At 68.9% G+C, this 22,858-nt stretch carries 20 protein-coding genes; 9 read left to right on the forward strand and 11 right to left on the reverse strand.

All coding sequences use genetic code 11. From position 1 onward, the window contains the following. Window positions 1–75 precede the first annotated feature (75 nt). Window positions 76–999, forward strand: coding sequence for a LysR family transcriptional regulator (locus FCG67_RS13870; protein ID WP_136910355.1), 924 nt, complete (start codon window positions 76–78; stop codon window positions 997–999). 6 nt (window positions 1,000–1,005) lie between these two features. Here the strand turns inward: FCG67_RS13870 and FCG67_RS13875 are convergent, their stop codons facing one another. Beyond that, window positions 1,006–2,055: a DUF2786 domain-containing protein gene (locus tag FCG67_RS13875; protein WP_246045064.1), complete on the reverse strand. Its 1,050-nt coding sequence runs from the start codon at window positions 2,053–2,055 to the stop codon at window positions 1,006–1,008. A gap of 300 nt (window positions 2,056–2,355) precedes the next feature. Between FCG67_RS13875 and FCG67_RS13880 the strand changes: the two genes are divergently transcribed. Then, complete coding sequence (locus FCG67_RS13880; RefSeq protein ID WP_136910357.1) at window positions 2,356–4,011, forward strand: acyl-CoA synthetase; 1,656 nt, start codon at window positions 2,356–2,358, stop codon at window positions 4,009–4,011. Window positions 4,012–4,146: 135 nt separating this feature from the next. On the opposite strand, the gene FCG67_RS13885 is transcribed toward FCG67_RS13880, so the two are convergent. After that, entirely contained in the window at window positions 4,147–5,331 is a 1,185-nt protein-coding gene (locus FCG67_RS13885) for a DUF2786 domain-containing protein (protein WP_136910358.1), read from the reverse strand. 1 nt (window position 5,332) lies between these two features. Beyond that, window positions 5,333–6,913, reverse strand: coding sequence for a methionine--tRNA ligase (metG, locus tag FCG67_RS13890; RefSeq protein WP_136910359.1), 1,581 nt, complete (start codon window positions 6,911–6,913; stop codon window positions 5,333–5,335). Between the two features lie 20 nt (window positions 6,914–6,933). On the opposite strand from metG, the gene FCG67_RS13895 reads away from it, so the two are divergent. Next, window positions 6,934–7,761, forward strand: coding sequence for a TatD family hydrolase (locus FCG67_RS13895; RefSeq protein ID WP_136910360.1), 828 nt, complete (start codon window positions 6,934–6,936; stop codon window positions 7,759–7,761). A 384-nt stretch (window positions 7,762–8,145) separates the two neighbouring features. Further along, complete coding sequence (locus FCG67_RS13900; protein WP_136910361.1) at window positions 8,146–8,388, forward strand: hypothetical protein; 243 nt, start codon at window positions 8,146–8,148, stop codon at window positions 8,386–8,388. Between the two features lie 89 nt (window positions 8,389–8,477). On the opposite strand, the gene FCG67_RS13905 is transcribed toward FCG67_RS13900, so the two are convergent. Together FCG67_RS13905 and FCG67_RS13910 are read right to left on the reverse strand one after the other, a co-directional pair. Beyond that, the gene (locus FCG67_RS13905; protein WP_136910362.1) at window positions 8,478–9,242 is read right to left on the reverse strand and encodes an amino acid ABC transporter ATP-binding protein; all 765 of its coding nucleotides are present in this window, start codon (window positions 9,240–9,242) and stop codon (window positions 8,478–8,480) included. Further along, entirely contained in the window at window positions 9,239–10,696 is a 1,458-nt protein-coding gene (locus FCG67_RS13910) for an amino acid ABC transporter substrate-binding protein/permease (protein ID WP_169310527.1), read from the reverse strand. Before FCG67_RS13910 ends, FCG67_RS13905 begins: the two co-directional genes overlap by 4 nt. A gap of 182 nt (window positions 10,697–10,878) precedes the next feature. Here FCG67_RS13910 and FCG67_RS13915 point away from each other — a divergent pair, with 182 nt between their 5' ends. Both FCG67_RS13915 and rsmA read left to right on the forward strand, forming a co-directional pair. Beyond that, window positions 10,879–12,006, forward strand: coding sequence for a resuscitation-promoting factor (locus FCG67_RS13915; RefSeq protein WP_136910364.1), 1,128 nt, complete (start codon window positions 10,879–10,881; stop codon window positions 12,004–12,006). A gap of 71 nt (window positions 12,007–12,077) precedes the next feature. Continuing rightward, window positions 12,078–12,992, forward strand: a complete 915-nt coding sequence (gene rsmA / locus FCG67_RS13920) for a 16S rRNA (adenine(1518)-N(6)/adenine(1519)-N(6))-dimethyltransferase RsmA (RefSeq protein WP_211243202.1) — start codon at window positions 12,078–12,080, stop codon at window positions 12,990–12,992. A 1,019-nt stretch (window positions 12,993–14,011) separates the two neighbouring features. Here the strand turns inward: rsmA and FCG67_RS13925 are convergent. From FCG67_RS13925 to FCG67_RS13935, 3 genes are read right to left on the reverse strand one after another with little or no spacing between them, the layout of a single operon-like run. After that, a complete protein-coding gene (locus FCG67_RS13925) occupies window positions 14,012–16,282 on the reverse strand; it encodes a heavy metal translocating P-type ATPase (protein WP_136910365.1) in 2,271 nt (756 codons plus the stop codon). Window position 16,283: 1 nt separating this feature from the next. Continuing rightward, the gene (locus FCG67_RS13930; RefSeq protein WP_136910366.1) at window positions 16,284–17,165 is read right to left on the reverse strand and encodes a hypothetical protein; all 882 of its coding nucleotides are present in this window, start codon (window positions 17,163–17,165) and stop codon (window positions 16,284–16,286) included. Window positions 17,166–17,173: 8 nt separating this feature from the next. Further along, a complete protein-coding gene (locus tag FCG67_RS13935; RefSeq protein WP_077042609.1) occupies window positions 17,174–17,383 on the reverse strand; it encodes a heavy-metal-associated domain-containing protein in 210 nt (69 codons plus the stop codon). A gap of 186 nt (window positions 17,384–17,569) precedes the next feature. Here FCG67_RS13935 and FCG67_RS13940 point away from each other — a divergent pair, with 186 nt between their 5' ends. Together FCG67_RS13940 and FCG67_RS25565 are read left to right on the forward strand one after the other, a co-directional pair. Beyond that, the gene (locus tag FCG67_RS13940) at window positions 17,570–19,003 is read left to right on the forward strand and encodes an MFS transporter (RefSeq protein ID WP_136910367.1); all 1,434 of its coding nucleotides are present in this window, start codon (window positions 17,570–17,572) and stop codon (window positions 19,001–19,003) included. Beyond that, a complete protein-coding gene (locus FCG67_RS25565; protein ID WP_281282337.1) occupies window positions 19,003–19,128 on the forward strand; it encodes a hypothetical protein in 126 nt (41 codons plus the stop codon). The genes FCG67_RS13940 and FCG67_RS25565 overlap by 1 nt, the downstream gene beginning before the upstream one ends. A 76-nt stretch (window positions 19,129–19,204) precedes the next feature. On the opposite strand, the gene FCG67_RS13945 is transcribed toward FCG67_RS25565, so the two are convergent. Together FCG67_RS13945 and FCG67_RS13950 are read right to left on the reverse strand one after the other, a co-directional pair. Further along, entirely contained in the window at window positions 19,205–19,816 is a 612-nt protein-coding gene (locus tag FCG67_RS13945; protein ID WP_136910368.1) for a TIGR03086 family metal-binding protein, read from the reverse strand. Window positions 19,817–19,924: 108 nt separating this feature from the next. After that, a complete protein-coding gene (locus FCG67_RS13950) occupies window positions 19,925–20,890 on the reverse strand; it encodes a helix-turn-helix transcriptional regulator (protein WP_136910369.1) in 966 nt (321 codons plus the stop codon). 167 nt (window positions 20,891–21,057) lie between these two features. On the opposite strand from FCG67_RS13950, the gene FCG67_RS13955 reads away from it, so the two are divergent. After that, the gene (locus FCG67_RS13955) at window positions 21,058–22,080 is read left to right on the forward strand and encodes a serine hydrolase domain-containing protein (protein ID WP_136910370.1); all 1,023 of its coding nucleotides are present in this window, start codon (window positions 21,058–21,060) and stop codon (window positions 22,078–22,080) included. Between the two features lie 86 nt (window positions 22,081–22,166). Here FCG67_RS13955 and FCG67_RS25000 read toward each other — a convergent pair whose 3' ends face one another. Next, the gene (locus FCG67_RS25000; RefSeq protein WP_169310528.1) at window positions 22,167–22,334 is read right to left on the reverse strand and encodes a hypothetical protein; all 168 of its coding nucleotides are present in this window, start codon (window positions 22,332–22,334) and stop codon (window positions 22,167–22,169) included. Window positions 22,335–22,858: the final 524 nt, after the last annotated feature.

Consider the following 22,858-nt stretch of genomic DNA (forward strand, 5'->3'; position numbering starts at 1 on the left):
CTGCGACGTTAGGGAGCGGGTGTTGATTACTCCAATGCATTGTTCGGGTCGTCTCGATGCGCTAAACGTATAGATATGACCCTGACGCAGCTCGCCTGTTTCCTCGCCGTCGCGCGCACCGGGCATTTCACCAAGGCGGCGCGCGAGGTGCACCTGGCCCAACCGTCGCTGAGCAGGCAGATCCTGGCGCTCGAGAAGAGCCTGGGCGCCAGCCTGTTTCACCGCGCGCGGGGAAACATCGCGCTGACCGCGGCGGGCGAGGCGTTGTTGCCGTTGGCGACCAGGATGCTCGCGGATGAGGAGCTGGCGTATCGCGAGATCGCCGAGCTGACCGGGTTGCGGCGCGGCCGGGTGCGTTTGGGTGCGCCGCCGAGCCTGTGTGTCAGTCTCGTCGCGGATCTTCTCGAGCGCTATCTCGCGGCGTACCCGGGGATTGCGTTGAACGTGAACGAGAGTGGATCGCGTGCGCTGGTCGACGCGTTGACCGGCGGACTGGTCGACATGGCGTTGATCGTCTCGAACGAGGACCGCGGCGAGGCGGCCCTCGAGGTCACGCCGCTGCTGCGGGAGGACCTCGTCGTGGTGTCCTCGGCCGCCGCCGATCCGCTCACCGCGCGAGGTGAGCTGACGCTCGACGAACTCGCGAGCTACCCCCTTGTGATGTTCCACCGTGGGTATGACCTGCGCGCGGCCACCGACGCCGCGTTTCAGCGGGCCGGGTTGACGCCGCGGGTCGCGGTGGAGGGCGCGGAGATGGAGGGGGTGCTGCGGTTCGTCGAGCGCGGTCTCGGTGTCGCCGTGGTGCCGTCGTTGGTGGCGGCCCATCGGCCCGGCCTGCGTCCGGTGCGGCTGAAAGCGCCCGAGCTCAGCCGCACCATTTCCCTGGCCCGCCGGGTCGACGTGCAGCCGACCCACGCCTCGCGCGCGATGCAGGACATGCTGATTGCGGTCGTCGACGACATGGTCGCGGAAGGGACGCACGGGCTCACGCGCCTCTGATCCGCTTCACCCCGCGATCGCCTGTCCGTCCGCCGACAGCGTCGCCGCATCGGCCGCCGACCGTCCGGCCAGCACGCCCCGCGGATCGACCGCGGAATGCTGCCATGTCTTCGTGGGACCGAACAGGCGGTCCACCTCGGCCTTCACCGCCGCCGCTCGCCCCGCGAGGAGGGGGAGCAGGTCCCCGAAACGGACCTCGGCGTCGACAACCACCCGCGCGGTCGCGGCCTTGTCCGCCTCGGTCAGTCGTTGGCCGATCCGGATGGCGAACCCGAACAGGAAGGCCTTGCGGAACGATGTGGACCGCGAACCGTCCTCGCCCGCCTTGCTCATCGCCCTGGTTGCCTGGATGAGCAACGAGGTGAACAGCATCTCGACCTGTTCGAGATCGACGGGAGCGCCGACCATCGTTGCGGTGGCCATTCGCGAGTTGTAGAGGGTCCGAACATGATTGGCATGGCCGATCATGGTGAGCAGCAGGGCCTTCTGCTTGACGTAGGGGTTGTCGAGGTGGACCCGCCTGCTGTGCACGGTGACGCCGCCGCCGGGCTCGCCGGACTCGAGCAGTGCGGAGCTGATCGCATATCGGGTCATCAGCTCCTGGGCCTTGGCTGTGAGCGTCTCGGCCTCCTCGGTGAATTCGGCGCTCTCGGCCTTCGCGAGCAGTCCGCGAATCTTGTTCAACACCTTCAGATCTGCCTGGTGAGAGGGCTGAGTCGTCCGTTCGTCGCGCTGCCGCGGCCAGGCGGAGGGTGGCGGGCACAGTGCCGTCCAGGGGCCCAGGTGCTGCCACAGGAACCCGAGCGATCGGGCGTGCACCTGGTCGACCGCGGCGGCTGCCGCCGTTCCGGGATGCGCGTCCGCGATCGCGCGGAGCTGATCGAGCCACTGCTGCGGAGCCCTCGACCACGCGCGGCTTCGTCGCGATTCTTCGAGGACCAGCGCGGCTGCGGTGGGGGTCAGCGCGGCGTCGAGCGCGCGTCTGGTGACGTGGATGACGTCGGCGGGCTGCCAGCCGCGCTCGTACGCCTGGGCGAGCGCGTCGACTGCGGACATTTGTCGAATGTGTGTTCGATTATCGCTCATGGCGACAGTGTGCACCGGGGGTCCGACATGTGTTCCCGTCGCAGGTCAGGGGCGGTTGTGGCTCACCCTTGTCCGATGGCGCACTTGTCCTGGTCCAGGCAAATGCGAGCCGCTTTCTGCTTCACCCCTAGCGCCCTCGGTGGATGCGGAGGCGCTGTCTGGCTGGTGCGCCGTCGCCCGCCGAGGACTCGGAATCGGGGGTGGATGAAAAAAGGACCAATCGGTTCGTTTCTCTGGACGTGGGCTGGAACGTGTTCTAGGTTCGGGGCCATGGCACTCAACATTGCGGACCTCGCCGAGCATGCGATCGATCTCGTTCCGGACAGAGTCGCGCTGATCTGCGAGGACGAAACCCTCACCTATGCGGAGCTGGAGGAGCGGTCCAATAGGCTGGCCCACTTCCTGATGGCACAGGGGGTCCAGCGCGATGACAAGGTGGGGGTGTACTGCCGAAACCGCATCGAGGCCGTCGTGTCCATGCTGGCGATCGTCAAGGCGCGGGCCATCATCATCAACGTCAACTACCGCTACGTCGAGGGCGAACTCGAATACCTCTTCGACAACTCCGACATGGTCGCGCTCGTCCACGAGCGCCGGTACTCGCACAAGGTGGCCGCAGTCCTGCCGCGGACCCAAAAGGTCACGACGGTGATCGTGGTCGAAGACGGCACCGCCGCGGACAGCTCCGCCTTGGCCGGCGTGTCATTCGACGACGCGCTCGCCCTCGGTTCGCCGGAGCGTGACTTCGGTGAGCGCAGCGCGGACGACATCTTCCTGCTGTACACCGGCGGCACCACAGGATTCCCGAAGGGAGTGATGTGGCGCCACGAGGACATCTACCGCACCTTGTTCGGCGGGTTCGACCATGCGACCGGCAACTACATCGAAGGCGAATGGGACCTCGCCGAAACAGGAGCTGCCAACCCGCCTTTGGTGCGCCTGCCGATCCCGCCGATGATCCACGGCGCGACCCAGGCGGCGACGTTCGGCTCGCTGTTCAGTGGTGGAACCGTGGTGCTGGCGCCGGAATTCGATGCACCGGAGATCTGGCGGCTGATCGATCGGCACAAGGTCAATTGCCTGTTCTTCACCGGTGACGCCATGGCTCGTCCTCTGGTTGATGGATTGACCGCCGCGATGACCTCGGGTCAGGAGTACGACCTGAGCAGCCTGTACGTCGTGGTCAGTGCTGCGGCATTGTTTTCCCCCTCGATCAAGGAGCAGATTCTCGAACTGCTACCGAACCGGCTCGTGATCGACACCATCGGATCCTCCGAAACCGGATACGGCGGGACGAGCGTCGCCGAGAAGGGAGAGGTTCACGCCGGCGGGCCCCGCGTGAAGATCGACGACGCGACGACCGTCCTCGACGACGACGGCAATCCCGTTGAGCCAGGGTCCGGTGTCATCGGAATGCTCGCTCGTAGCGGACACCTCCCCGTCGGCTATTACAAGGACGAAGAGAAGTCCAAGGCCGCCTTCAAAGTGATCAACGGTGTCCGGTACGCCATTCCGGGCGACTTCGCGCGGGTGGAAGCGGACGGAACCGTGATTCTGCTCGGCCGTGGCTCGGTGTCGATCAACTCGGGCGGCGAGAAGATCTATCCGGAGGAGGTCGAGGGCGCACTCAAGGCGCACCCCGACGTGTTCGATGCCATCGTCGTCGGCGTCCCGGACGAACGCTTCGGCCAGCACGTCGCCGCTGTCGTTTCCGCTCGAACTGGTCGGAGGCCGTCACTGTCCGACCTTGATGCGTTCGTGCGCAACGAGATCGCCGGATACAAGGTGCCCCGCAGCCTGTGGTGGGTCGAGGAGATCAAGCGTTCGCCGGCGGGCAAACCTGACTACCGATGGGCAAAGGACCAGACCGAGGCGGGCCCAGCGGATGAGGTCAACGTCGCGCATCTCGCACGTTCAACAAACTGAGTCATAGCGGGTTGGTCAGCAGGTGGCGGTCTGCGCCATCAGCACCTATCGCCCGGTGCATGCGATGGGCGCAGCCATCCCCAACGTCGGTGCGTGGTCGGGGGTTGCCCACCAGGTCAGGGGCGGATGCTGGCGCTACTTGCGTCTGATGGCGCGCTCACCCTTGGCCAGCGATGCGTTGTCCGCCGCGGCCCGCCCGGCATGCCAGCCCCTGGCGTCCACCGACCGGGCCCTGGCCGTCCTGGTGCCGGGGAACAGCCGGGTGAACTCCGCGTCGACCGCGGCGGAGGTGGTGGCGAGCACCGGCAGCAGGTCGCCCAACGGGATGGACTCCTCGTCGGCAGCCGCCTCGGTGGCCCTGGCGTCGGCATCGCGCAGTCGCTGCCCGATCCGGCTGGCGAACCCGGCGAGGAAGGCCTTCCGGAACCCGGTGGTGCGCGCGCCGGCGCGGCCCTCCGCGGCGCCGGACTGCAGGGCGCGGGCCGACTGGACGAGCAGCGAGGTGAACAGCAGGTCGACCTGCTGGAGATCGACCGGGGTCCCGACCGCGGTGGCGATGTCGAGGTCGCCGAACAGGACGGTGCGCACCCGGTTCGCGTCGCCGATCGCGGTCAGCAGGTGCACCTTCTCCTTCAGATACGGATTCTCGAAGTGGAATCGGCGGCTGTGCACCACGGTCCCGCCCGTGTGGGCGCGTGAACGCAGCAGGGCGGCGGTGATCGCGTACCGCGTCATCAGTTCCTGTGCCTTCGCGGTGAAGGCCTCGGCCTCCTCCGCGAAGTCGGTGCGCTCCGCCTTGGCGAGCAGCCCCCGGATCCGGCCCAGCACCTTGGGGTCCGCAGTGGCCGCGGGCTCCGGGGCCTCCGCGTCTGGTTGGGCCGCGCCTTCGGCCGGCCACTGCGACGGCGGGGGCAGGAGGACCATCCAGTCCGTCAGCCGGTTCCACTCCGCGGCCAGCTCGGACAGCTGGTATCCCAGGAAGCCCGACCGCCCGGCGGTCAGGGCTCCGGCGAGGTGCCCGCCACGCGGACCGGTGACCGGCGTCCGGTCCGCCAGGCGAGCCTGGTCCGGGTACAGCTCGGCGGCGGCGTGCAGCTGATCGGACCACTCCGTTGGCGCCCGATCCGCCGCACCGCTCAGCCGCGCCTCGTACAGCAGCACGGCCGCGGCGAGTGCGGGCGGCGACTCGGCGGCCCTGCGGGTCAGGTGCAGTAGGTCCGCGGGTTGCCAACCTCGCTCGTAGGCGCCCGCGAGCGCGTCGAGGAGCGCCGCGGCCTCGGCCGACGGCCGGCCGTCGTCGGGCACGCCCTCGTTCGTCATCTCAGGCGGTTTCGGGCTCCACGTACCGGGGGAACACCGGCGAGGGTGCGGGCAGCGGGTTGCCCGCCGCGATCCGCACGCCGAGGCTCGCGAAGTCGCGGGCGGCCTCGTCCTGCCCGAGCAGGTCCAGGATCTTCGCGCCCGAATCCGGCATCACCGGCTGGACCAGGATCCCGACAATGCGCACGACCTCGAGGGTCACGTAGAGCACCGTCGCCATCCGGGCCGGGTCGGTCTTGCGGAGCACCCACGGCTCCTGCTGCGAGAAGTAGCGGTTGGTCTCGCCGAGCACGTGCCAGATCGCCTCGAGCGCCTGGTGCAGCGCCTGCTTGTCGAAGTCGGCGCGCACCGCCTCGAGCAGGGCCTCGGCCTTGGCCAGCAGCGCGCTGTCGTCCTCGGTGAGATCGCCGGGGGTGGGGACCTGGGCGTCGCAGTTCTTGGCGACCATCGTCAGCGAACGCTGTGCGAGGTTGCCCAGCTCGTTCGCCAGGTCGGCGTTCATCCGGGTGACGATGGACTCGTGGCTGTAGCTGCCGTCCTGGCCGAACGAGATCTCCCGCAGCAGGAAGAAGCGCAACGCGTCGAGGCCGTACTGCTCGACCATCTGGAGCGGGTCGACGACATTGCCGACCGACTTCGACATCTTCTCGCCCTTGTTGTACAGGAACCCGTGCACGAAGACGCGCTTCGGCAACTCCAGGCCCGCGGACATCAGGAACGCCGGCCAGTACACCGCGTGGAAGCGGCTGATGTCCTTGCCGATGATGTGCAGATCCGCAGGCCAGAACTTGGTGAACGCCTCCGACTCGACGTCGGGGTAGCCGAGGCCGGTGAGGTAGTTGGTGAGGGCGTCGACCCACACGTACATGACGTGCTCGGGGTTGCCCGGCACCGGTACGCCCCAGTCGAAGGTGGTGCGCGAGATCGACAGGTCCTTCAGGCCGCCCTTGACGAAGCTGACGATCTCGTTGCGCCGGGTGTCGGGGGCGATGAACTCGGGCTGCGACTCGTACAGCGAGAGGAGCTTGTCCTGGTACGCGGACAGCCGGAAGAGGTAGTTGGACTCCTCCGTCCACACCACGGGGGTGCCCGTCAGCGTCGAGATGCGTGAGCCGTCCTCGAGCAGGGTGGTCTCGGCCTCGGTGTGGAACGCCTCGTCGCGGACCGAATACCAGCCCGCATAGGTGTCGAGGTAGATGTCCCCTGCCTCGACCATGCGCTCCCAGATCGCCTGGCACGCGACCTGATGATCCTCATCGGTGGTCCGGATGAACCGGTCGTAGGAGATGCCGAGGGTCTTGTCCATCGCCTGGAACACGTCGGAGTTCCTGGTCGCGAGCTCTTGGACGCTGATGTCCTCTTTGGCCGCGGTCTGCTGCATCTTCTGGCCGTGCTCGTCCGTGCCGGTCATGAAGAACACGTCGAACCCGTCGAGTCGCTTGAAGCGCGCGATGGCGTCCGAGGCGATGTACTCGTAGGCGTGGCCGACGTGCGGGGCGCCGTTCGGGTACGCGATCGCCGTGGTCATGTAGAACGGCGGTCGGGTGGCTTCGGGGCGGCTGGGTGCGGGTGACACAGTCATGGTGCGCCTACTCTATCTGCGTGCCAAGAGACCGTCCGGCCCCGGACCTGCCAGAGCCGCTCGAGCCCCTGATCGACTCACACACCCACCTCGACGCGTGTGGTGCAACCGATGCCGCGTCGGTGGCCGAGATCGTCGACCGCGCGGAGCGGGTCGGCGTCGGTCGCGTGGTCACGGTGGCCGATGATCTGGCCGCCGCACGGTTCGCGGTGGACGCCGCGAACTGGGACCCGCGGGTGTACGCGGCCACTGCCATCCATCCGACCAGGGCGAACGTGCTCGACGACGCGACCAAGGCTGAGATCGAGCGCCTCGCGGGCGATCCGCGGACCGTCGCGGTGGGGGAGACCGGGCTCGACTACTACTGGCCGGGCAAGCTCGAGGGCTGCGCCACCATCGAGGAGCAGGTCGAGGGATTCCGCTGGCACATCGACCTGGCCAAGCGGCTGCGCAAGCCGCTGATGATCCACAACCGGGAGGCCGACCACGACCTGCTGGCGGTGCTGATCGACGAGGGTGCGCCGGAGACGGTGATCTTCCACTGCTTCTCGTCCGATGCGAACATGGCGCTGGCGTGCGTGGAGGCCGGCTACGTGCTCAGCTTCTCCGGCACGGTCAGCTTCCGGAACGCGCGCGAGCTGCACGAGGCCGCGAAGCTGGTGCCCGACGACCAGCTGATCGTCGAGACCGACGCACCGTTCCTCACCCCGCACCCGTTCCGCGGCGCGCCGAACGAGCCGTACTGCCTGCCGTACACGGTCCGGGCGCTGGCCCACACGCGCGGTCAGGACCCGATCGAGCTGGCGCGGGCCTCGACCGCAACCGCCCGCCGCGTGTTCCGGATCTAGCCCTCCGCCGAGCGTGCAGTTGCTGTCGCATCGCCCGAGAGCGGGCGACGGCAACTGCACGCTCGACGAGTAGATTGGGCCGCACGGGTAGGCGACGAATGCACGGGTTCACGAATGCGACTCCCGTCGACCGCGGCGTCGACGTCATCGACGTGTACGTCGCGGCGTGGGAGATCGAGTGCTGCGCCCCACCGCCCGAGGTGGGCCGTGAGGCGACATGGGCGCTCGCCTACACCGCAGACGACACCGAACCGGAGATCTTCCGCCGACCGGTCCGCTGGGATCGGAACAGCCGCACGCTCAGCGCCGGGGGCATCAGCGCCTACTGGCGAGGCGCGCCCGACGACCTGTCCGACCGGGCTGCGCGGGCGGCTGTGGGGAACGGTGCACGGCGCGGACGTCCCGGATGGATTCGACAGCACCACCGGCACGGTTCTGGGCGTGTACCTGCTGGACGAGCTGTACCGCGAGAACGGGATCGGCGCGTGGTGCCCGCTCCCGGGGACCGCGGTGCGGACCTCGGTATCGAAGAGCCCCGGTTGGTTCGGCGGCAGCGGGACCTTCGTGTCCGGCATGGATTGCCGCAAGCAGACCGGGGTGGTGATGGAGCTGGCGGTCCGAGACTGACGCAGCCGCCGTCGAGTGTGCAGTTGTCGGGGCATCGCCCGAGAGCGATGGCCGACAACTGCACACTCGGCGAGTGGCGCGGGCTCGGCCTACAGGACCTTCTTGAGGAAGTCCTGGGTGCGCGGTTGCTGCGGGTTCCCGAACAGCTCCGCGGGGGTGCCCTCCTCGACGACGAACCCGTCGGCCATGAAGATCACCCGGTCGGACACCTCGCGGGCGAAGCCCATCTCGTGGGTCACCACGACCATCGTCATGCCCTGATCGGCGAGGTCGCGCAGCACCTGCAGCACCTCGCCGACCATCTCCGGGTCGAGCGCGCTGGTGGCCTCGTCGAAAAGCATGATGTCCGGGTTCATGGCCAGCGCCCTGGCGATCGCCACGCGCTGCTTCTGCCCACCGGACAGGTTGGCGGGCTTGGCGTTCGCTTTCTCGCCGAGACCCACCTGCTCGAGCAGTCTCTGCCCGGTCGCCCTGGCCTCTTCCTTGGTGGCGCGCTTGGTCTGCACCGGCGCCAGCATCACGTTCTCCAGCGCGGTCATGTGCGGGAAGAGGTTGAAGTGCTGGAACACCATGCCGATGTGTTGGCGCACCTTGTCGATGTCGACCTTCTTGTCGGTCAGGTCGTAGCCGTCGACGATCACCGTGCCGTCGGTGATGTCCTCGAGCTTGTTCAGGCAGCGCAGGAAGGTGCTCTTGCCGGACCCGGAGGGCCCGATCACGCAGACCACCTCGCCGTTCGCGATGTCCACGTCGATGCCCTTGAGCACCTCGTTGTCCCCGTACGCCTTCTTGAGGCCGGAGACCTGAATCTTGATGGTGGGCGACGCAACCGGCGCCGCTGACGACTCCGTCATGCGTTGATCCTCTTTTCGAGCCGGTCGGACAGTTTGGTCAGCGCCATGATGATGACGAAGTAGAAGATGCCGACGATCAGCCACATGTTGAAGGACTCGAAGTTCCTCGCGATGATGATCTTGCCGGTCTGGGTGAGCTCGGCGATGCCGATCACCGACAGGATCGAGGTGTCCTTGAGGGTGATGACCGCCTGGTTGACGAACGACGGCATCATGGTGCGCACCGCCTGCGGCAGCACCACCTTGCGCATCGAGGCCATGTAGTTCATGCCGAGGCTGCGGGAGGCCTCCATCTGGCCCTTGTCGACGGACTGGATGCCGCCGCGGATGATCTCGGTGATGTAGGCGCCCGCGTTCAGGCTCAGGGTGATCACGCCCGCGGTGAACGCCGGCATCTGGAAGCCGAGCGCGGCCGGGATGCCGAAGTAGATGAAGAACGCCTGCACCAGCAGCGGGGTGCCGCGGAAGATGTCCACGTAGGTGACGCCGATGGCGCGCAGGACCTTGCGGTGCGAGACCCGCAGGAACCCGAATATCAGGCCGAGCACCAGCGCGATCGCCAGCGAGACCACGGTCAGCACGATGGTCATCCACAGGCCCTTGAGCAGCTGCGGGTAGGTGTCCTTGAGGAGCGAGAAGAAGTTGTTCCCGCCCTGGGCCTCCTGTGCCCCCTCGCCGAGGTAGGTGTCGAGGATCTTGTCGTACTGCCCGCTGGCGCGCAGGTTCGCGAGCCCGGCGTTGAACTTCTCGACCAGCTCGGCGTTCTGGCCCTTGGAGACCGCGAACCCGTAGGAGTTGCCCGCCTCCTTCTCGCCGACCGCCTTCAGGCCGTTGCCCTGCGCGATGCCGTACAGCAACACCGGGTAGTCGTCGAAGACCGCGACCGAGTTACCGGTCTTGACGTCGTCGTACATGCTGGCGGAGTCGTCGAAGGTGACGGTGGTGAAGCCGTACTTGTCCTTGATGGACTCGGCGAACATCGCGCCCTCGGTGCCGGTCTTGATCGCGACCCGCTTGCCCCTGAGGTCCTCGTAGGACTCGATGTCGTCGTTCGACTTCGCGACCGCCATCTGGACGCCGGAATCGAAATACGGATCGGAGAAGTCGAAGACCAGCTTGCGCTCGTCGGTGATCGACATGCCGGCGATGACACCGTCTACCTGGCGCGACTGCAGCGCCTGGACGGCGGCGTTGAAGCCGAGCGGCTTGACCTGGTACCGGAATCCCTGGTCCTCGGAGATGGCCTTGAGCAGGTCCATGTCGATGCCGACGAAGTCGCCCTGCTCGTTCTGGAACTCGAACGGGGCGAAGGTCACGTCGGTGGCGATGACGTAGGTCTTGTCGGGATCGGACTGCGCGTTGGCGGTTCCGACTCCGAGGACGAGGGCGAGCAGGGCGAGGAGGCCGATCACGACGGGTAGTCGGTCGAGTCTTCGGCGCGATTGTGTACGCATCCGCGTGAGCATTCCTGGTCACGATTCCATGAGCAAACGACTCGGCTCTGTGTACCGTTCTGAGACCTTTATTTGCACTGGTCAGAGGCTCGCGGTTGCCGGGAGTCCCCACGCTCGTTACCGTACTGTGATCGAACCGCGTCGGGAATACCCCCGATGACCGTCAGCCCTCAGGACTCCTCGTGTCACCTTTTGCTCGGATCAACAACGCCAACTCCCCGCTCCTGCGCGTGGTCGTCGGGGCCCTGCTCCTCACCCTGATCGCGGGTGGACTGCTCGCGGTGTTCCGCCACAAGACGGTCACCGTGGACGTCGACGGGGAGACGATCGCGTTGAGCACGATGAGCACCGAGGTGGTCGACGTCCTCGCCGACGCCGGCTACTCGGTCGGCGACAAGGACGTGGTGGCGCCAGCAGCCGATTCCGCCGTCGCGGACGGCTCGACGGTGGTGCTGCGTCGCGCCCGCGAGCTCGCGCTCACCGTCGACGGCGAGCCGCGCACCATCTGGACCACCGCGCTGACGGTGGACGAGGCCCTGCAGCAGCAGCGGCTCGAGGCGGACGTGCACGTCTCTGCCTCCCGCTCGCAGCGCCTCCCGCTCGACGGCGCCGCCCTCGACGTGGTTAGCCCCAAGCTGGTCAGCCTGGTCGACGGTGCCGCCCCCGCGTCCGAGGTCCGGTTGGCCGCGCCGACCGTGGGCGAACTGCTGGCCGCCAAGGGCGTGCCGCTCGAGCAGGCGGATACCGTGGCGCCCGCGGCCGACACCAAGATCGTTGACGGCATGCAGATCGCGATCACCCGCACGCGCACCGAGAACGTGACAGAGACGCTGCCGCTTCTGCCGCCGGAGCAGCGCATCGAGGACCCGACGATGAACATGAGCAAGACCATCGTCGAGAACCCCGGCGCCCCCGGCGTGCACGACGTCACCTTCGCGGTCACCAAGGTCAACGGCGCCGAGACCGGCCGCCAGCAGCTCGATGCCGTCGTCACCACCCCCGCCCAGGCGAAGGTGGTGCGAGTCGGCGCCAAGCCGGGCACCGAGGTTCCGCCGGTGAGCAACGGCGCCACCTGGGACGCGCTTGCGCAGTGCGAGGCGACCGGGAACTGGGCGATCAACACCGGTAACGGCTTCTACGGCGGCGTGCAGTTCGACCAGAACACCTGGGAGCGGCAGGGCGGGTTGCGGTACGCACCGCGCGCCGACCTGGCCACCCGCGAGGAGCAGATCGCCATCGCGAGCAGGACGCAGGCGACCCAGGGCTGGGGCGCGTGGCCGGCCTGCACGTCTCGTCTCGGCATGCGCTGAGTGTCGGATTTCGCGGCAGCTCGGCAGAGGCGATAGGTTCATCTCGTGACAAACCCCGAGGTGAACCCCCTGTGACCAGCCCCGAGGTGAACCCCGCCGAGGGGAACCCGCGCGGCAAGGCCGCGCTGCTCGGCCCCGTCGAGGTGCGTGCGCTCGCCGCCGAGCTGGGCGTGCGACCCACCAAGCAGCTCGGCCAGAACTTCGTGCACGACGCCAACACGGTGCGCCGCATCGTGACCACGGCAGGCGTCGGCCGCGACGACATCGTGCTCGAGGTCGGCCCCGGGCTCGGCTCGCTGACGCTGGCCCTGCTCGACGCCGTCGACTCGGTCATCGCCGTCGAGATCGACCCGGTGCTCGCCGCCAGGCTCCCGGACACCGCGGCGAAGCGGGCGCCCGAGCTGGCGGACCGGCTGACGGTCGTGGGCGCCGACGCCATGAAGGTGATGCCCGCCGACCTGCCCGCCGCGCCGACCGCGCTGGTCGCGAACCTGCCCTACAACGTCGCCGTGCCGGTGCTGCTGCACCTGTTCTCCGAGTTCCCCAGCCTGCGCACCGCCCTGGTGATGGTGCAGGCGGAGGTCGCGGATCGGCTCGCAGCCGTGCCGGGCAACAAGATCTACGGGGTGCCCAGCGTCAAGGCCCGGTTCTTCGGTGACGTCCGTCGCGCGGGTGCCGTCGGCCGCCAGGTGTTCTGGCCGGTGCCGAAGGTGGAGTCCGGGCTGGTGCGGGTGGACCGCTACGCCGAGCCGCCGTGGCCGATCGACGAGGAACATCGGCAGCGGGTCTGGGCCGTGGTCAATGCGGCCTTCGCGCAGCGGCGCAAGACGCTGCGGGCCGCGCTCGCCACCTGGGCCGGCTCTCCCGCCGAGGCCGAGCGTCGCCTGGTCGCGGCGGGGATCGACCCGTCCGCGCGCGGCGAGACCCTGGACGCTGCTGCCTACGTGCGCCTTGCCGCGGTCGAGCCGCTCGGCCCGATCGGTTGACCCGGCTCTGACATCGGAACGGGCTCCATCGAGCTCGGTTGCGTTTAACGAATTGCCAAGTGTGGCAACAGTATGCGGATTCCCGCACCTCGCCGATTCCTTGAATGTACGGTGACTCGAATCGTGCTCGGCGTCGGTGTGGTTCGACGCCGCCGGTGCGCGATCCAATCGTCGTCACCGAATGGAGTTCGTACATGCCTCGTCCCATGATGCGTCGTCTCGCGGCCACGGTCCTCGCCTCGGCCGTGCTGACCGGTGGCCTTGCGGCCGGAGTGGGTACCGCCTCCGCGGTCACTCCCAGCCCTCCTGGCACGACCTACTCGGGTGGATCCCTCGCTGAGGCAGTTGGGTCCAGTGATCTTCGGATTCCAGGCCCCATCGGCGACGTTCTCATCTGGTTCGGCGAGGATGTGCTCGGGTTTTCCAAGCCGAGTTGGGGGGGGTCAGCAATGAGGCCGGAGCGCGCTGTGTCTGATGGCCAGCCCAGCCCGATTGGATGACACGGCTCTGCCAGTGAAGGCAGGTCCTTAGGGGATCTGTTGCGTTCAACGAATTGCCAAGTGCAGCAACAGTATGCGGATTGCTGCACCTCGCCGATTCCTCGACTGTACGGTGACTCGAATCGTGCTCGGCGTCGGTGCGGTTCGCCGCCGCCGGTGCGCGATCCAATCGTCAGAGTCACCGAATGGAGTTCGTACATGCCTCGTCCCACGCTGCGTCGTCTCGCACCCACGGTCCTAGTCTCGGCCCTGCTGACCGGTGGCCTGGCCGCCGGAGCGGGCACCGCCTCCGCATTCCCCGTCGAATCCGTCCCGCCGGCCGGATCGGTCGCCACTCTTCCCTCCGACATTGGCGTTGAAATCTTCAGCGTCCTGGCAGACCTCCCAACCGGTAGCGACGGGTGCAACGGCTTCTGTTACCAGCAGGAAGGGGACCGGAGCGGGTCGTGACCGGTTTCGCCCGTGAGTCCTTCTGGTGTGCAGTGACACCAGAAGGACTCACGGGCGGCGCAGCCGCTGCTACTTGAATCGACGCAGCCGCAGGCTGTTGCTGACCACGAATACGCTCGAGAACGCCATCGCGGCGCCGGCCAGCATCGGATTGAGCAGGCCGGCCGCGGCGAGCGGGATCGCCGCGGCGTTGTAGGCGAACGCCCAGAACAGGTTGCCGCGGATGGTGCCGAGTGTCTTGCGGGACAACCGGATCGCGTCGGCGGCCGAGCGCAGGTCGCCGCGGACCAGCGTGATGTCGCTGGCCTCGATCGCCGCGTCGGTGCCGGTGCCCATCGCCAGACCCAGGTCCGCCTGGGCCAGTGCGGCGGCATCGTTCACGCCGTCGCCCACCATCGCGACCACCTTCCCGCGTGCCTGCAACTCCTTGACCGCGTCGACCTTGTCCGCGGGCATTACCTCCGCCAGCACCGTGTCGATGCCGACCTGGTCGGCCACGTTCCTGGCGGCCGCCGCGTTGTCGCCGGTCAGCAGCACCGGTTCGAGGCCGAGCCGCTTGAACTGCGCGATCGCCTCGGCGCTGGTGTCCTTCACCGCGTCGGCCACCACCAGCACCGCCCGCGCCGCGCCGTCCCAGCCGACCGCGATCGCGGTCTTGCCCGCATTCTCGGCGGCCGCCTTCGCCTCGCTCAGTTCCACCGGCAGGTGCAGCGACCAGTCCTCGAGCAGGGAAGTCCGGCCGGCGACCACGGCGTGCCCGTCCACGATGCCCTGGACCCCGCGACCCTCGACGTTCTCGAAACCCTCCACCGCCGGCAGGGGACCTGACGTGTCGGCCGCGGCGGCCGTCGCGATCGCCTTGGCGATCGGATGCTCGGAGGCGTGCTCCAGGGCCCCGGCCAGGCGCAGCGCCTCGGTGCGGTCGGTGCCCTCGGCCACGATCACGTCCTGCAGCGTCATCTTGCCGGTGGTGACCGTGCCGGTCTTGTCGAGCACGATGGTGTCCACGTTGCGGGTGGACTCGAGCACCTCGGGTCCCTTGATCAGGATGCCCATCTGGGCGCCGCGCCCGGTGCCGACGAGCAGGGCCGTCGGTGTGGCGAGGCCGAGCGCGCAGGGGCAGGCGATGATCAGCACCGCGACCGCGGCCGTGAACGCGACCGACAGCGGGTTGCCGGTGCCGATCCAGTAGCCCAGCGCGGCAACGGCAATCGCGATGGCGATCGGCACGAACACCCCGGCGATGGTATCGGCGAGACGCTGCACCTGGGCCTTCCCGTTCTGCGCGTCCTCGACCAGGGCCGCCATCTGTGCCAGCTGGGTGTCGGCACCGACCCTGGTCGCCCGGACGACGAGCCTGCCGCCGGCGTTGACGGTCGCGCCGACCACCGCGTCGCCCTCGGCCACTTCGATCGGGACGGATTCACCGGTCAGCATCGACATGTCCACCGCTGATCGGCCCTCGACGACCTGGCCGTCGGTGGCGATCTTCTCACCCGGTCGCACCACGAACAGGTCGCCGACCGCGAGTTCCGTTGCCGGAATCCGGGTCTCGACTCCGCCGCGGAGCACCGAGACCTCCTTCGCCCCGAGCTCGAACAGCGCGCGCATGGCGGCCCCTGCCCGCCGCTTGGACCGCTGCTCGAAGTAGCGGCCCGCGAGCACGAAGGTGATGACGCCCGCGGCGACCTCGAGGTAGATGTTGGCGGCGCCGTCGGTGCGCCCGATCGTCAGCGAGAACGGGTGCGTCATCCCGGGTTCGCCTGCGGTGCCGAAGAACAGCGCGTACAGCGACCAGAGGAACGCCGAGCCGGTGCCGATGGTGATCAGGGTGTCCATCGTGGCAGCGCCGTGCTTGAGGTTGGCCCAGGTGGCCTTGTGGAACGGCAGCCCCGCCCACACGATGACCGGTGCGGCCAGCGTGAGCGAGAGCCACTGCCAGTTGGAGAACTGCAGCGCCGGGATCATCGCCATGGCGATGACGGGGACGGACAGGATCGCCGAGACGATCAGCCGGGTACGCAGGGCGGCGAGTGCCCGCGACTGCTCGTCCTCGGGCTCGGCGTCGGCGTCGCTGTCGCGGTCGGCCGAGGGCGGCTGCGGAACGGTGGCCGAGTACCCCGCCTTCTCGACCTCGGCGACGAGGTCGGCCGAGGTGACCGCGGGGTCGAAGACGACCTTGGCCTTCTCGGTGGCGTAGTTGACGGTGGCGGTCACGCCCTCCATCTTGTTGAGCCGCTTCTCGATCCTGGCCGCGCAGGAGGCGCAGGTCATCCCGCCGATGGCGAGCTCGATGCTGGCGGCGCCGGTGGTCTCGGGAGCGAGGTACTCGGTGGTCATGTCAGTGGCCTTCGTGGGTGGAGACCGTGAATTCCGCTGTGCGGACCACGTTCTCGTGTTGGAAGTCGAGGAACAGGCGGTAGGTGCCGTCGGACGGCGCCTGCGCGTGGAAGCTGACGTCCGGTCCGGGTGCGGTGACGCCGTCGCCGGGCTCGCCCTGCGGGTGCACGTGCAGGTAGGCGAGGTCACCGGTGCGCAGCGCGACCAGGTGCCCGAACGCGCCGAGGTACGGCTGCAGGTCGGTGACCGGCTTGCCGTCGCGGGCCACGGTCAGGGTCAGCTCTCCGCCTGCGGTGCTGAGGTCGCCGGACAGGGTGACCTGGTAGCCGTCCACTTCGGCGACCCGTGTTTCCCGGGGCAGGGTGGCCGGGGCGAAGTCGCCCGCGACGTCGACGTTGCGGCCGAGTGTCAGCTGCGGACCGCCGGTCGGCTGGAAGTCGGCGAACACGCGGTAGGTGCCGCCCCTCGGCCAGCTCCAGTCGATCGACCAGGTGCCGTCCGCCGCCCGGGCCGGGTGCACGTGCCGGAACTCGCTGGTGTCGCTGCGGACCACGATCAGGTGCAGCTGCTTCTCGTGCAGCTCGTCGTACTCGGTGACCGCGGCACCGGACGGGCCGTGGATCCGGAAGTTCAGTGCGCCGGGGCTGCCCGCTTCCGCGGGGGCGGTGATATCGGACAGGGTGTAGCCCTGCTCGGAGACCTGAAGGCCCGCGGGGGCCGTGGCGACGGCGGTGCCCGCGTCAGCGTGCCCGCCGTGGGTGGTGGTGTCGTGGGTGTTCGACATGTCGATCGGGCTTCCTGTTGCCGCGCCCAGCCCGAGGGCCGCCGCGAAGATCACGGCGAGCCCTCCGGCGTAGGCGGCGAGTTTGATCGGGGTGTTCATGGCCGTTCCTATGCGGGAGTGGCCGAGTAGCCGGCCTCGTCGACGGCGCCGAGCACGGCCGATTCGTCGAGCGGCGCGGCGCTGGTGATGGTGAGCCGGCCGGTGGGGACGTCGACCGCGATGTCGGTGACCCCGCCGAGCTTGCCGACCTCGGCGCGGACCGAGCCCGCGCAGTGGCCGCAGGTCATGCCGGTGACGGTGTAGTTCGCGATGGTCATGTCGTTCTCCCTCTGTGTGCGTCCATACCGATGGGGGGTACGGGCTCTTGCATGGATTAAGTTACCCCCAGGGGGTAATGAGCGCAAGCCGCATTCGAGTGTTGCGTGTCATACCCCTAGGGGGTATAAACCACAGCACGGCATTCGCCGCGACAGTCACCCGGAGTATCAGAAGGAGTGAATGAGATGAATCGGATACAGGGCCCCGCCCAGAGCCGAAAATGGTTGGCGCTGGGGTTGATTGCGCTCGCACAGTTCGTGGTCATCATGGACACCTCGATCATCGGCGTCGCCCTGCCGGAGATGCGCGAGGATCTCGGTTTCACCCAGGGGAATCTCACCTGGGTGTTCAACGCATACGTGGTGATGTTCGGTGGGATGCTGCTCCTCGGCGGGCGGCTGTCCGACCTGTACGGCGCACGCCGGATGTTCGGCCTCGGCTGGCTCGTCCTGCTGGCGGGTTCGGCGGCCGCGGGTCTGGCGGGCAACGTGCCTACCGAACTCGTCGGGCGGGCCGTGCAGGGCGCGGGCGCCGCGCTGATCGCGCCCGCCGCGCTCACCCTGCTGATGATGCTGTTCGGTTCCAGCCCGAGGGAGCTGACCAGGGCGCTGGCCATCTACGGCGCCGCGGCACCGGCCGGTGGAACCGCGGGCGTGTTCCTGGGCGGACTGCTCACCGAGTACGCCTCGTGGCCGTGGGTGTTCTTCATCAACATCCCGATCGCGGTGATCGCGCTCGTCGCGGCGCCCGCTCTGCTGCCCGGCGGTCGCGGTGGCGCGACCGGCAGCGTCGACCTGCTCGGTGCGCTCACCGTCACCCTCGGCATCGGGGCGGCGGTCTTCGGCATCGTCCGCGCACCGGAGGTCGGTTGGGCCTCCGCGCAGACGTGGGGGACCCTGCTCGCCGCCGCGGTGCTGGTCGCGGGGTTCGTGGTGATCCAGTCCCGGCGGCGCGAACCGCTGGTCCGGCTCGCGATCTTCCGGACCCCGAACCTGGGCGCCGCCAACCTCGCGCAGTTCCTGCTCGGGGCCGCGTGGATCCCGATGTGGTTCTTCCTGAACCTGTATCTGCAGCAGGTGCTCGGCTACTCGGCGTTCCCCAGCGGCGCCGCACTCATCCCGATGACGGCGCTGATCATGATCGGCATGATCATGCTCGCGCCCCGGCTGATCGCGAGGTTCGGGCCGAAGCCGATGGTGGTGTCGGGCCTGGTCCTGCTGTCGGCGGGCCTGGCCTGGCTGTCGCTGGTTCGCCCGGACGGCAACTTCTGGGTCGACGTGCTGCCCGCGTCGCTGGTCTCGGCGCTCGGCATGGCACTGGCCTTCATCCCCTCGCTGGGCACCGCGATCTCGAGTGCACGCCCGGAGGAGGGCGGCCTGGCGTCGGGCATCGTCAACACCAGCTATCAGCTCGGCTCCGCGCTGGGTCTGGCCGCCGCGACGGCGGTCGGCGCCGCGCTCGGGGCGAACGAGCTCGGGGATCGTGGCGCCCTGACGGACGGGTTCGCGGCGGCGTTCCTCGTCGCGGCGGGCGTGGCGCTGGCCGGCGCAGTTCTTGCCGGGCTGACGCTGCGCGGTTCGCGGGCGTCCGCGCCTGACGCGGAGTCGGTGACGGTCTGATGGCGGGGGGAGCGGTCCGGCTGGACGACCCGAGGGTCAGGGCCGTGCTGCGCTGCGCAACGGGCTGCCTGCTGGCCGCCCTGCGGGTCCGGCTGGATCCGCGCTCCCGAGACGGCGGGCGCTGAGCGTCGGTGGGTCGTGGGGCGCTGACGCTCCTGCGGTGGGCGAGTTTCCACGCAGGCGCGTCGGCGCCCCGCATCATCACCGGCGATCTCGGGCCCGTGCCGCGGGGGCCCATCGCGGATCGCGACCGAGGAGTGCGACCAGTTGGTCGAGGACGGGGGCGTCCGGGTCTGTGGTCCGGACCGGGGCGAACAGCGCGCCCGGCCCGCGCATGGTCGGCGAGTCGGGGTAGCCGGCGGCGAACCGCACCGCGGTGGCCACCCGGCGATCCGCCGGACGGTAGTCGATGCCGATCGCCCGACTCAGATCCCAGCCGTGGGTGAGGACATCGACGAAGTGGACACCGATGGCGATCGAGCCGGGCACCGTCCCGGAGCCCGCGACGGCGACGCTCCGGCTCAGGACGGCATCGTCGGTGAGGACCGAGCCGAGTTCGCGTGCGGCCGTCTCGAAGTCGGCGCGGGGGTCCGGTGTCTGTGGTGCGTCGCCGGTGAGTTCCGCATGCATGCTGTCGGCGGCGCCGGACAGGTGCGCGCGCATCGCCAGGGTGTTGGCGGTCAGGTGGCAGATCATCGCCCGGACGTCCCACTCGTCGCAGGGTGTCGGGAGATCGAGTTGATGCTCGCCCAGGTCAGCGACGAGGGCTCCGGTCAGTCCGAGTGCCTCCAGGTAGTGCTCGCGCAGGTCCATCGGTGCCTCCTCAATATGTACGAACGATCGTGCTGTTATTTGACCATCCGGAGGGCTTGGGAGCAAGGGGGTTCCGCCCGCCGGGCGGCGAGTGGTGAGCCGCCGCGCTCAGCTCCGGCGGTAGCGCTCGCTGAGCATCGCGTGGTGCTCGGCCCGCCGAAGGCACTCCTCGCGGAGCTCCGGTGGGTCGAGCACCGTGAAGTCGACGCCGAAGGCGGTGAGCCATCCGGCGATGCCTGCGGCCGACTCGCCGCGCAGCTCGACCACGCAGCGGTCGCCGTCCGCCGACTCGAGCGCGCCCCAGTACTCGTCGACCATCGGGGCGATCTGCTCGAACGGCGCGTCCAGCAGCACCCGCGCCGTGACCTGGCTGAGGGCCCGGCTGATGCCGCGGGAGACGAACGCGGCGGCGTCGCCGGTCGGCAGCTCGCGCGGCGTGAACCGGGGTCCGCTGGGCGTCTTCGGGGTCATCCGGTCCACCCGGAACGATCGCCAGTCCTCGCGGGTCAGGTCCCAGGCGACCAGGTACCACCGCGCCCCCGCCCGGACCAGTCGGTGCGGTTCGACCTCGCGCCTGCTCTCGGTGCCGTCGTTGGTGCGGTAGTCGAAACGCAGCCGTTCGTGCACGTGGCAGAGCGAGGCGATCGCGGACAGCACCTTCGCGTCGACCGCGGACCGGGGCGCCTGCGGCACCACGTCGATCCGCAGTGCGTCGAGGCGGTGCCGCAGCCGCGAGGGCATCACCTGTCGCAGCTTGGTCAGCGCGCGCAGTGACGAGTCGCCGAGGCCCTCGACCGATCCGGTGGCGCCGGACTGCAGCCCGAACGCGACGGCCAGCGCCTCCTCGTCGTCGAGCAGCAGCGGCGGCATCTCCGCGCCTGCGCCGAGCTGATACCCGCCACCGACGCCCACGCTCGCGTTGACCGGATAGCCAAGGTCGCGCAGCTTGTCCACGTCGCGGCGCACCGTTCGCGGCGTCACGGCCAGCCGATCCGCCAGGTCCGCGCCCGACCACTCCCGTCGCATCTGCAGCAGCGACAGCAGTCGGAGCAGTCTCGCCGAGGTTTCCCGCATGGCTACACCCTGCCAGCCATTGCGGACAGTTGTGGTCCGCATTAGCCGGCTGACGCCAGCTCGAGGGGGACGTTCTCGGGTCGACTCACCGAGTGTGCCCCCGACAACCTCCCCCTCGGTCGAGTGGATCGCTGGAACACTCGAGGAATCGGGGGAAGGGAATCGCGATGGCCGATGTGTGGCGGAGAACCCGGCCACCGGCTCTGTCCACGGCCGTCACCGACGACGCGGAGCTGGTCAGCCGGGCGAGACCGCTGATCGAGGACGGCGTGCGCGATCGTGTCAGCGTCGTCGAGATCGACAACGGGCTCGAGCGCGAGGCACATTTCGGTTCGTCCGGCGACGCCTCGTTCGAGATCGGGTCGATCACCAAGGCCATGACCGGCATGCTGCTCGCGGATGCCATCGATCGCGGCGAGGTTGCGGAGCGGACCCGGCTCGATGAGTTGATTCCCGTGCGGGGGAGCGGCGTTGCGGCGGTCACGCTCGGGGACCTGGCTTGTCACAGGTCCGGATTGCCGCGCCTGTCGTCACGGACACGGGACGCGCTCGGCGCGGCCATCGCCGTCGCCGTCCGCCGCGATCCATACCGCGCCGACCTCGACGGACTGCTCGCTCAGGCGCGAGCCGCCGCACCCGGCCCGCCCGGTCGCATGGCGTACTCGAATCTGGGTGGCGCGCTGTTGGGTCAGGCGCTGGCCGCCGCGGCGGGTAGCGGCTATGCCGCCTTGCTCACCGAGCGGCTGTTGGCGCCCCTTGGCATGATCGACACCTATCTTCCGGTCACCAAGGACGGCATCCGGCCCGGCGCATTGACCGGGTACGACCAACGCGGTCGGCCCGCGGGTCCGTGGACGATGAATGCGACGGCGCCGGCGGGCGGGGTGCGGTCCACGCCTGCCGACATGGCGCGGTTCGCGCGTGCGGTCCTCGACGGCTCGGCGCCGGGAATGTCGGCGCTCGCGCCCCGGTGGGATGCCGACGGCGACGGTCGGATCGGGTACGGCTGGCTCACGAATCGGATCGGCGACCGGACCGTCACCTGGCACAACGGCGCGACGGGTGGCTTCGCGAGCATGCTCGCGCTCGACCGTGACCACCGGCGCGCGGTGCTCGTCCTGTCGAACACCGCCGCGCCCGTCGACGGGGCGGCCGTCGCGCTGCTCATGGGTCCGATCAGCCCTCGCTGAAGGTCTGTCGCGCAACCCGTTCACCCCGCGAACGCCTAACGGCGCCATCGGAGTTGCTCCGATAGCGCCGTTCAAGCGGAAACCCGTTACCCCCCCAGGGAACTCAGCGTCCTGGCCATGCCCCGCTCGACCGCTGCGGCGATGTAGGGCCGCAGCTTGGCAGCGGGCACGATCGCGTCCACCGAGTCGACCTCGCGGGCCCGCTCGATGTTGTGGATCGCCTCGAACCTGGCACGAAACGACCTTGACGTCATGTCGGGGACCCGTGGTGTGCCTGGCGAGGCCGTGTCGTCCGTGTGATTCGTTGCGTTTTACGAATCATGTTGTGTCGCAGTGGAATGAATTCGCAACCGCGGGTGCGAAGCGCAGGGTACGGTGACCCCCAATCACGACCGCGTCTGCCGAATCCCGTCGGAGTCTCGTCCGGTTCGATCCGTCTCATCGAGTAGCTGTAGTGCTCGACTGGGGGCGGGTGGGCCAGGTCGGTCCCGCGTGCAGCCGCCACGGCGGGGCCTCATCCGAGGTCCTGCCCCTTTCACACAGGAGGATCTTGATGACACATCATTCCGGGCGTCGAATCATCTCGACGGTCGTCGCTGCTGCTGCCCTGGCCGGGGGTCTGGCGTGCGGTGCTGGAACCGCGGCGGCAGATTCCTCGGACGCGTCGGCGAACCCCGTCTACTCGGGGTCGGAGGCGATATTGGAGACTGCTGACGCGATCGGGTCGTCGGACGTGCTCTTCACGGTTACCAACGAGATCATGAGCCCTCTGAATGTG

It is taken from the genome of Rhodococcus oryzae (assembly GCF_005049235.1).
GTDB lineage: Bacteria > Actinomycetota > Actinomycetes > Mycobacteriales > Mycobacteriaceae > Rhodococcus_G > Rhodococcus_G oryzae.

What these genes read in the sequence shown, in the direction of transcription:
- FCG67_RS13870 (WP_136910355.1), top strand. Translation starts at nt 76, where the DNA reads ATGACCCTGACGCAGCTCGCCTGTTTCCTCGCCGTCGCGCGCACCGGG.
- FCG67_RS13875 (WP_246045064.1), bottom strand. Translation starts at nt 2,055, where the DNA reads ATGTCCGCAGTCGACGCGCTCGCCCAGGCGTACGAGCGCGGCTGGCAG.
- FCG67_RS13880 (WP_136910357.1), top strand. Translation starts at nt 2,356, where the DNA reads ATGGCACTCAACATTGCGGACCTCGCCGAGCATGCGATCGATCTCGTT.
- FCG67_RS13885 (WP_136910358.1), bottom strand. Translation starts at nt 5,331, where the DNA reads ATGACGAACGAGGGCGTGCCCGACGACGGCCGGCCGTCGGCCGAGGCC.
- metG (WP_136910359.1), bottom strand. Translation starts at nt 6,913, where the DNA reads ATGACTGTGTCACCCGCACCCAGCCGCCCCGAAGCCACCCGACCGCCG.
- FCG67_RS13905 (WP_136910362.1), bottom strand. Translation starts at nt 9,242, where the DNA reads ATGACGGAGTCGTCAGCGGCGCCGGTTGCGTCGCCCACCATCAAGATT.
- FCG67_RS13910 (WP_169310527.1), bottom strand. Translation starts at nt 10,696, where the DNA reads ATGCGTACACAATCGCGCCGAAGACTCGACCGACTACCCGTCGTGATC.
- FCG67_RS13925 (WP_136910365.1), bottom strand. Translation starts at nt 16,282, where the DNA reads ATGACCACCGAGTACCTCGCTCCCGAGACCACCGGCGCCGCCAGCATC.
- FCG67_RS13930 (WP_136910366.1), bottom strand. Translation starts at nt 17,165, where the DNA reads ATGAACACCCCGATCAAACTCGCCGCCTACGCCGGAGGGCTCGCCGTG.
- FCG67_RS13935 (WP_077042609.1), bottom strand. Translation starts at nt 17,383, where the DNA reads ATGACCATCGCGAACTACACCGTCACCGGCATGACCTGCGGCCACTGC.
- FCG67_RS13940 (WP_136910367.1), top strand. Translation starts at nt 17,570, where the DNA reads ATGAATCGGATACAGGGCCCCGCCCAGAGCCGAAAATGGTTGGCGCTG.
- FCG67_RS25565 (WP_281282337.1), top strand. Translation starts at nt 19,003, where the DNA reads ATGGCGGGGGGAGCGGTCCGGCTGGACGACCCGAGGGTCAGGGCCGTG.
- FCG67_RS13945 (WP_136910368.1), bottom strand. Translation starts at nt 19,816, where the DNA reads ATGGACCTGCGCGAGCACTACCTGGAGGCACTCGGACTGACCGGAGCC.
- FCG67_RS13950 (WP_136910369.1), bottom strand. Translation starts at nt 20,890, where the DNA reads ATGCGGGAAACCTCGGCGAGACTGCTCCGACTGCTGTCGCTGCTGCAG.
- FCG67_RS13955 (WP_136910370.1), top strand. Translation starts at nt 21,058, where the DNA reads ATGGCCGATGTGTGGCGGAGAACCCGGCCACCGGCTCTGTCCACGGCC.
- FCG67_RS25000 (WP_169310528.1), bottom strand. Translation starts at nt 22,334, where the DNA reads ATGACGTCAAGGTCGTTTCGTGCCAGGTTCGAGGCGATCCACAACATC.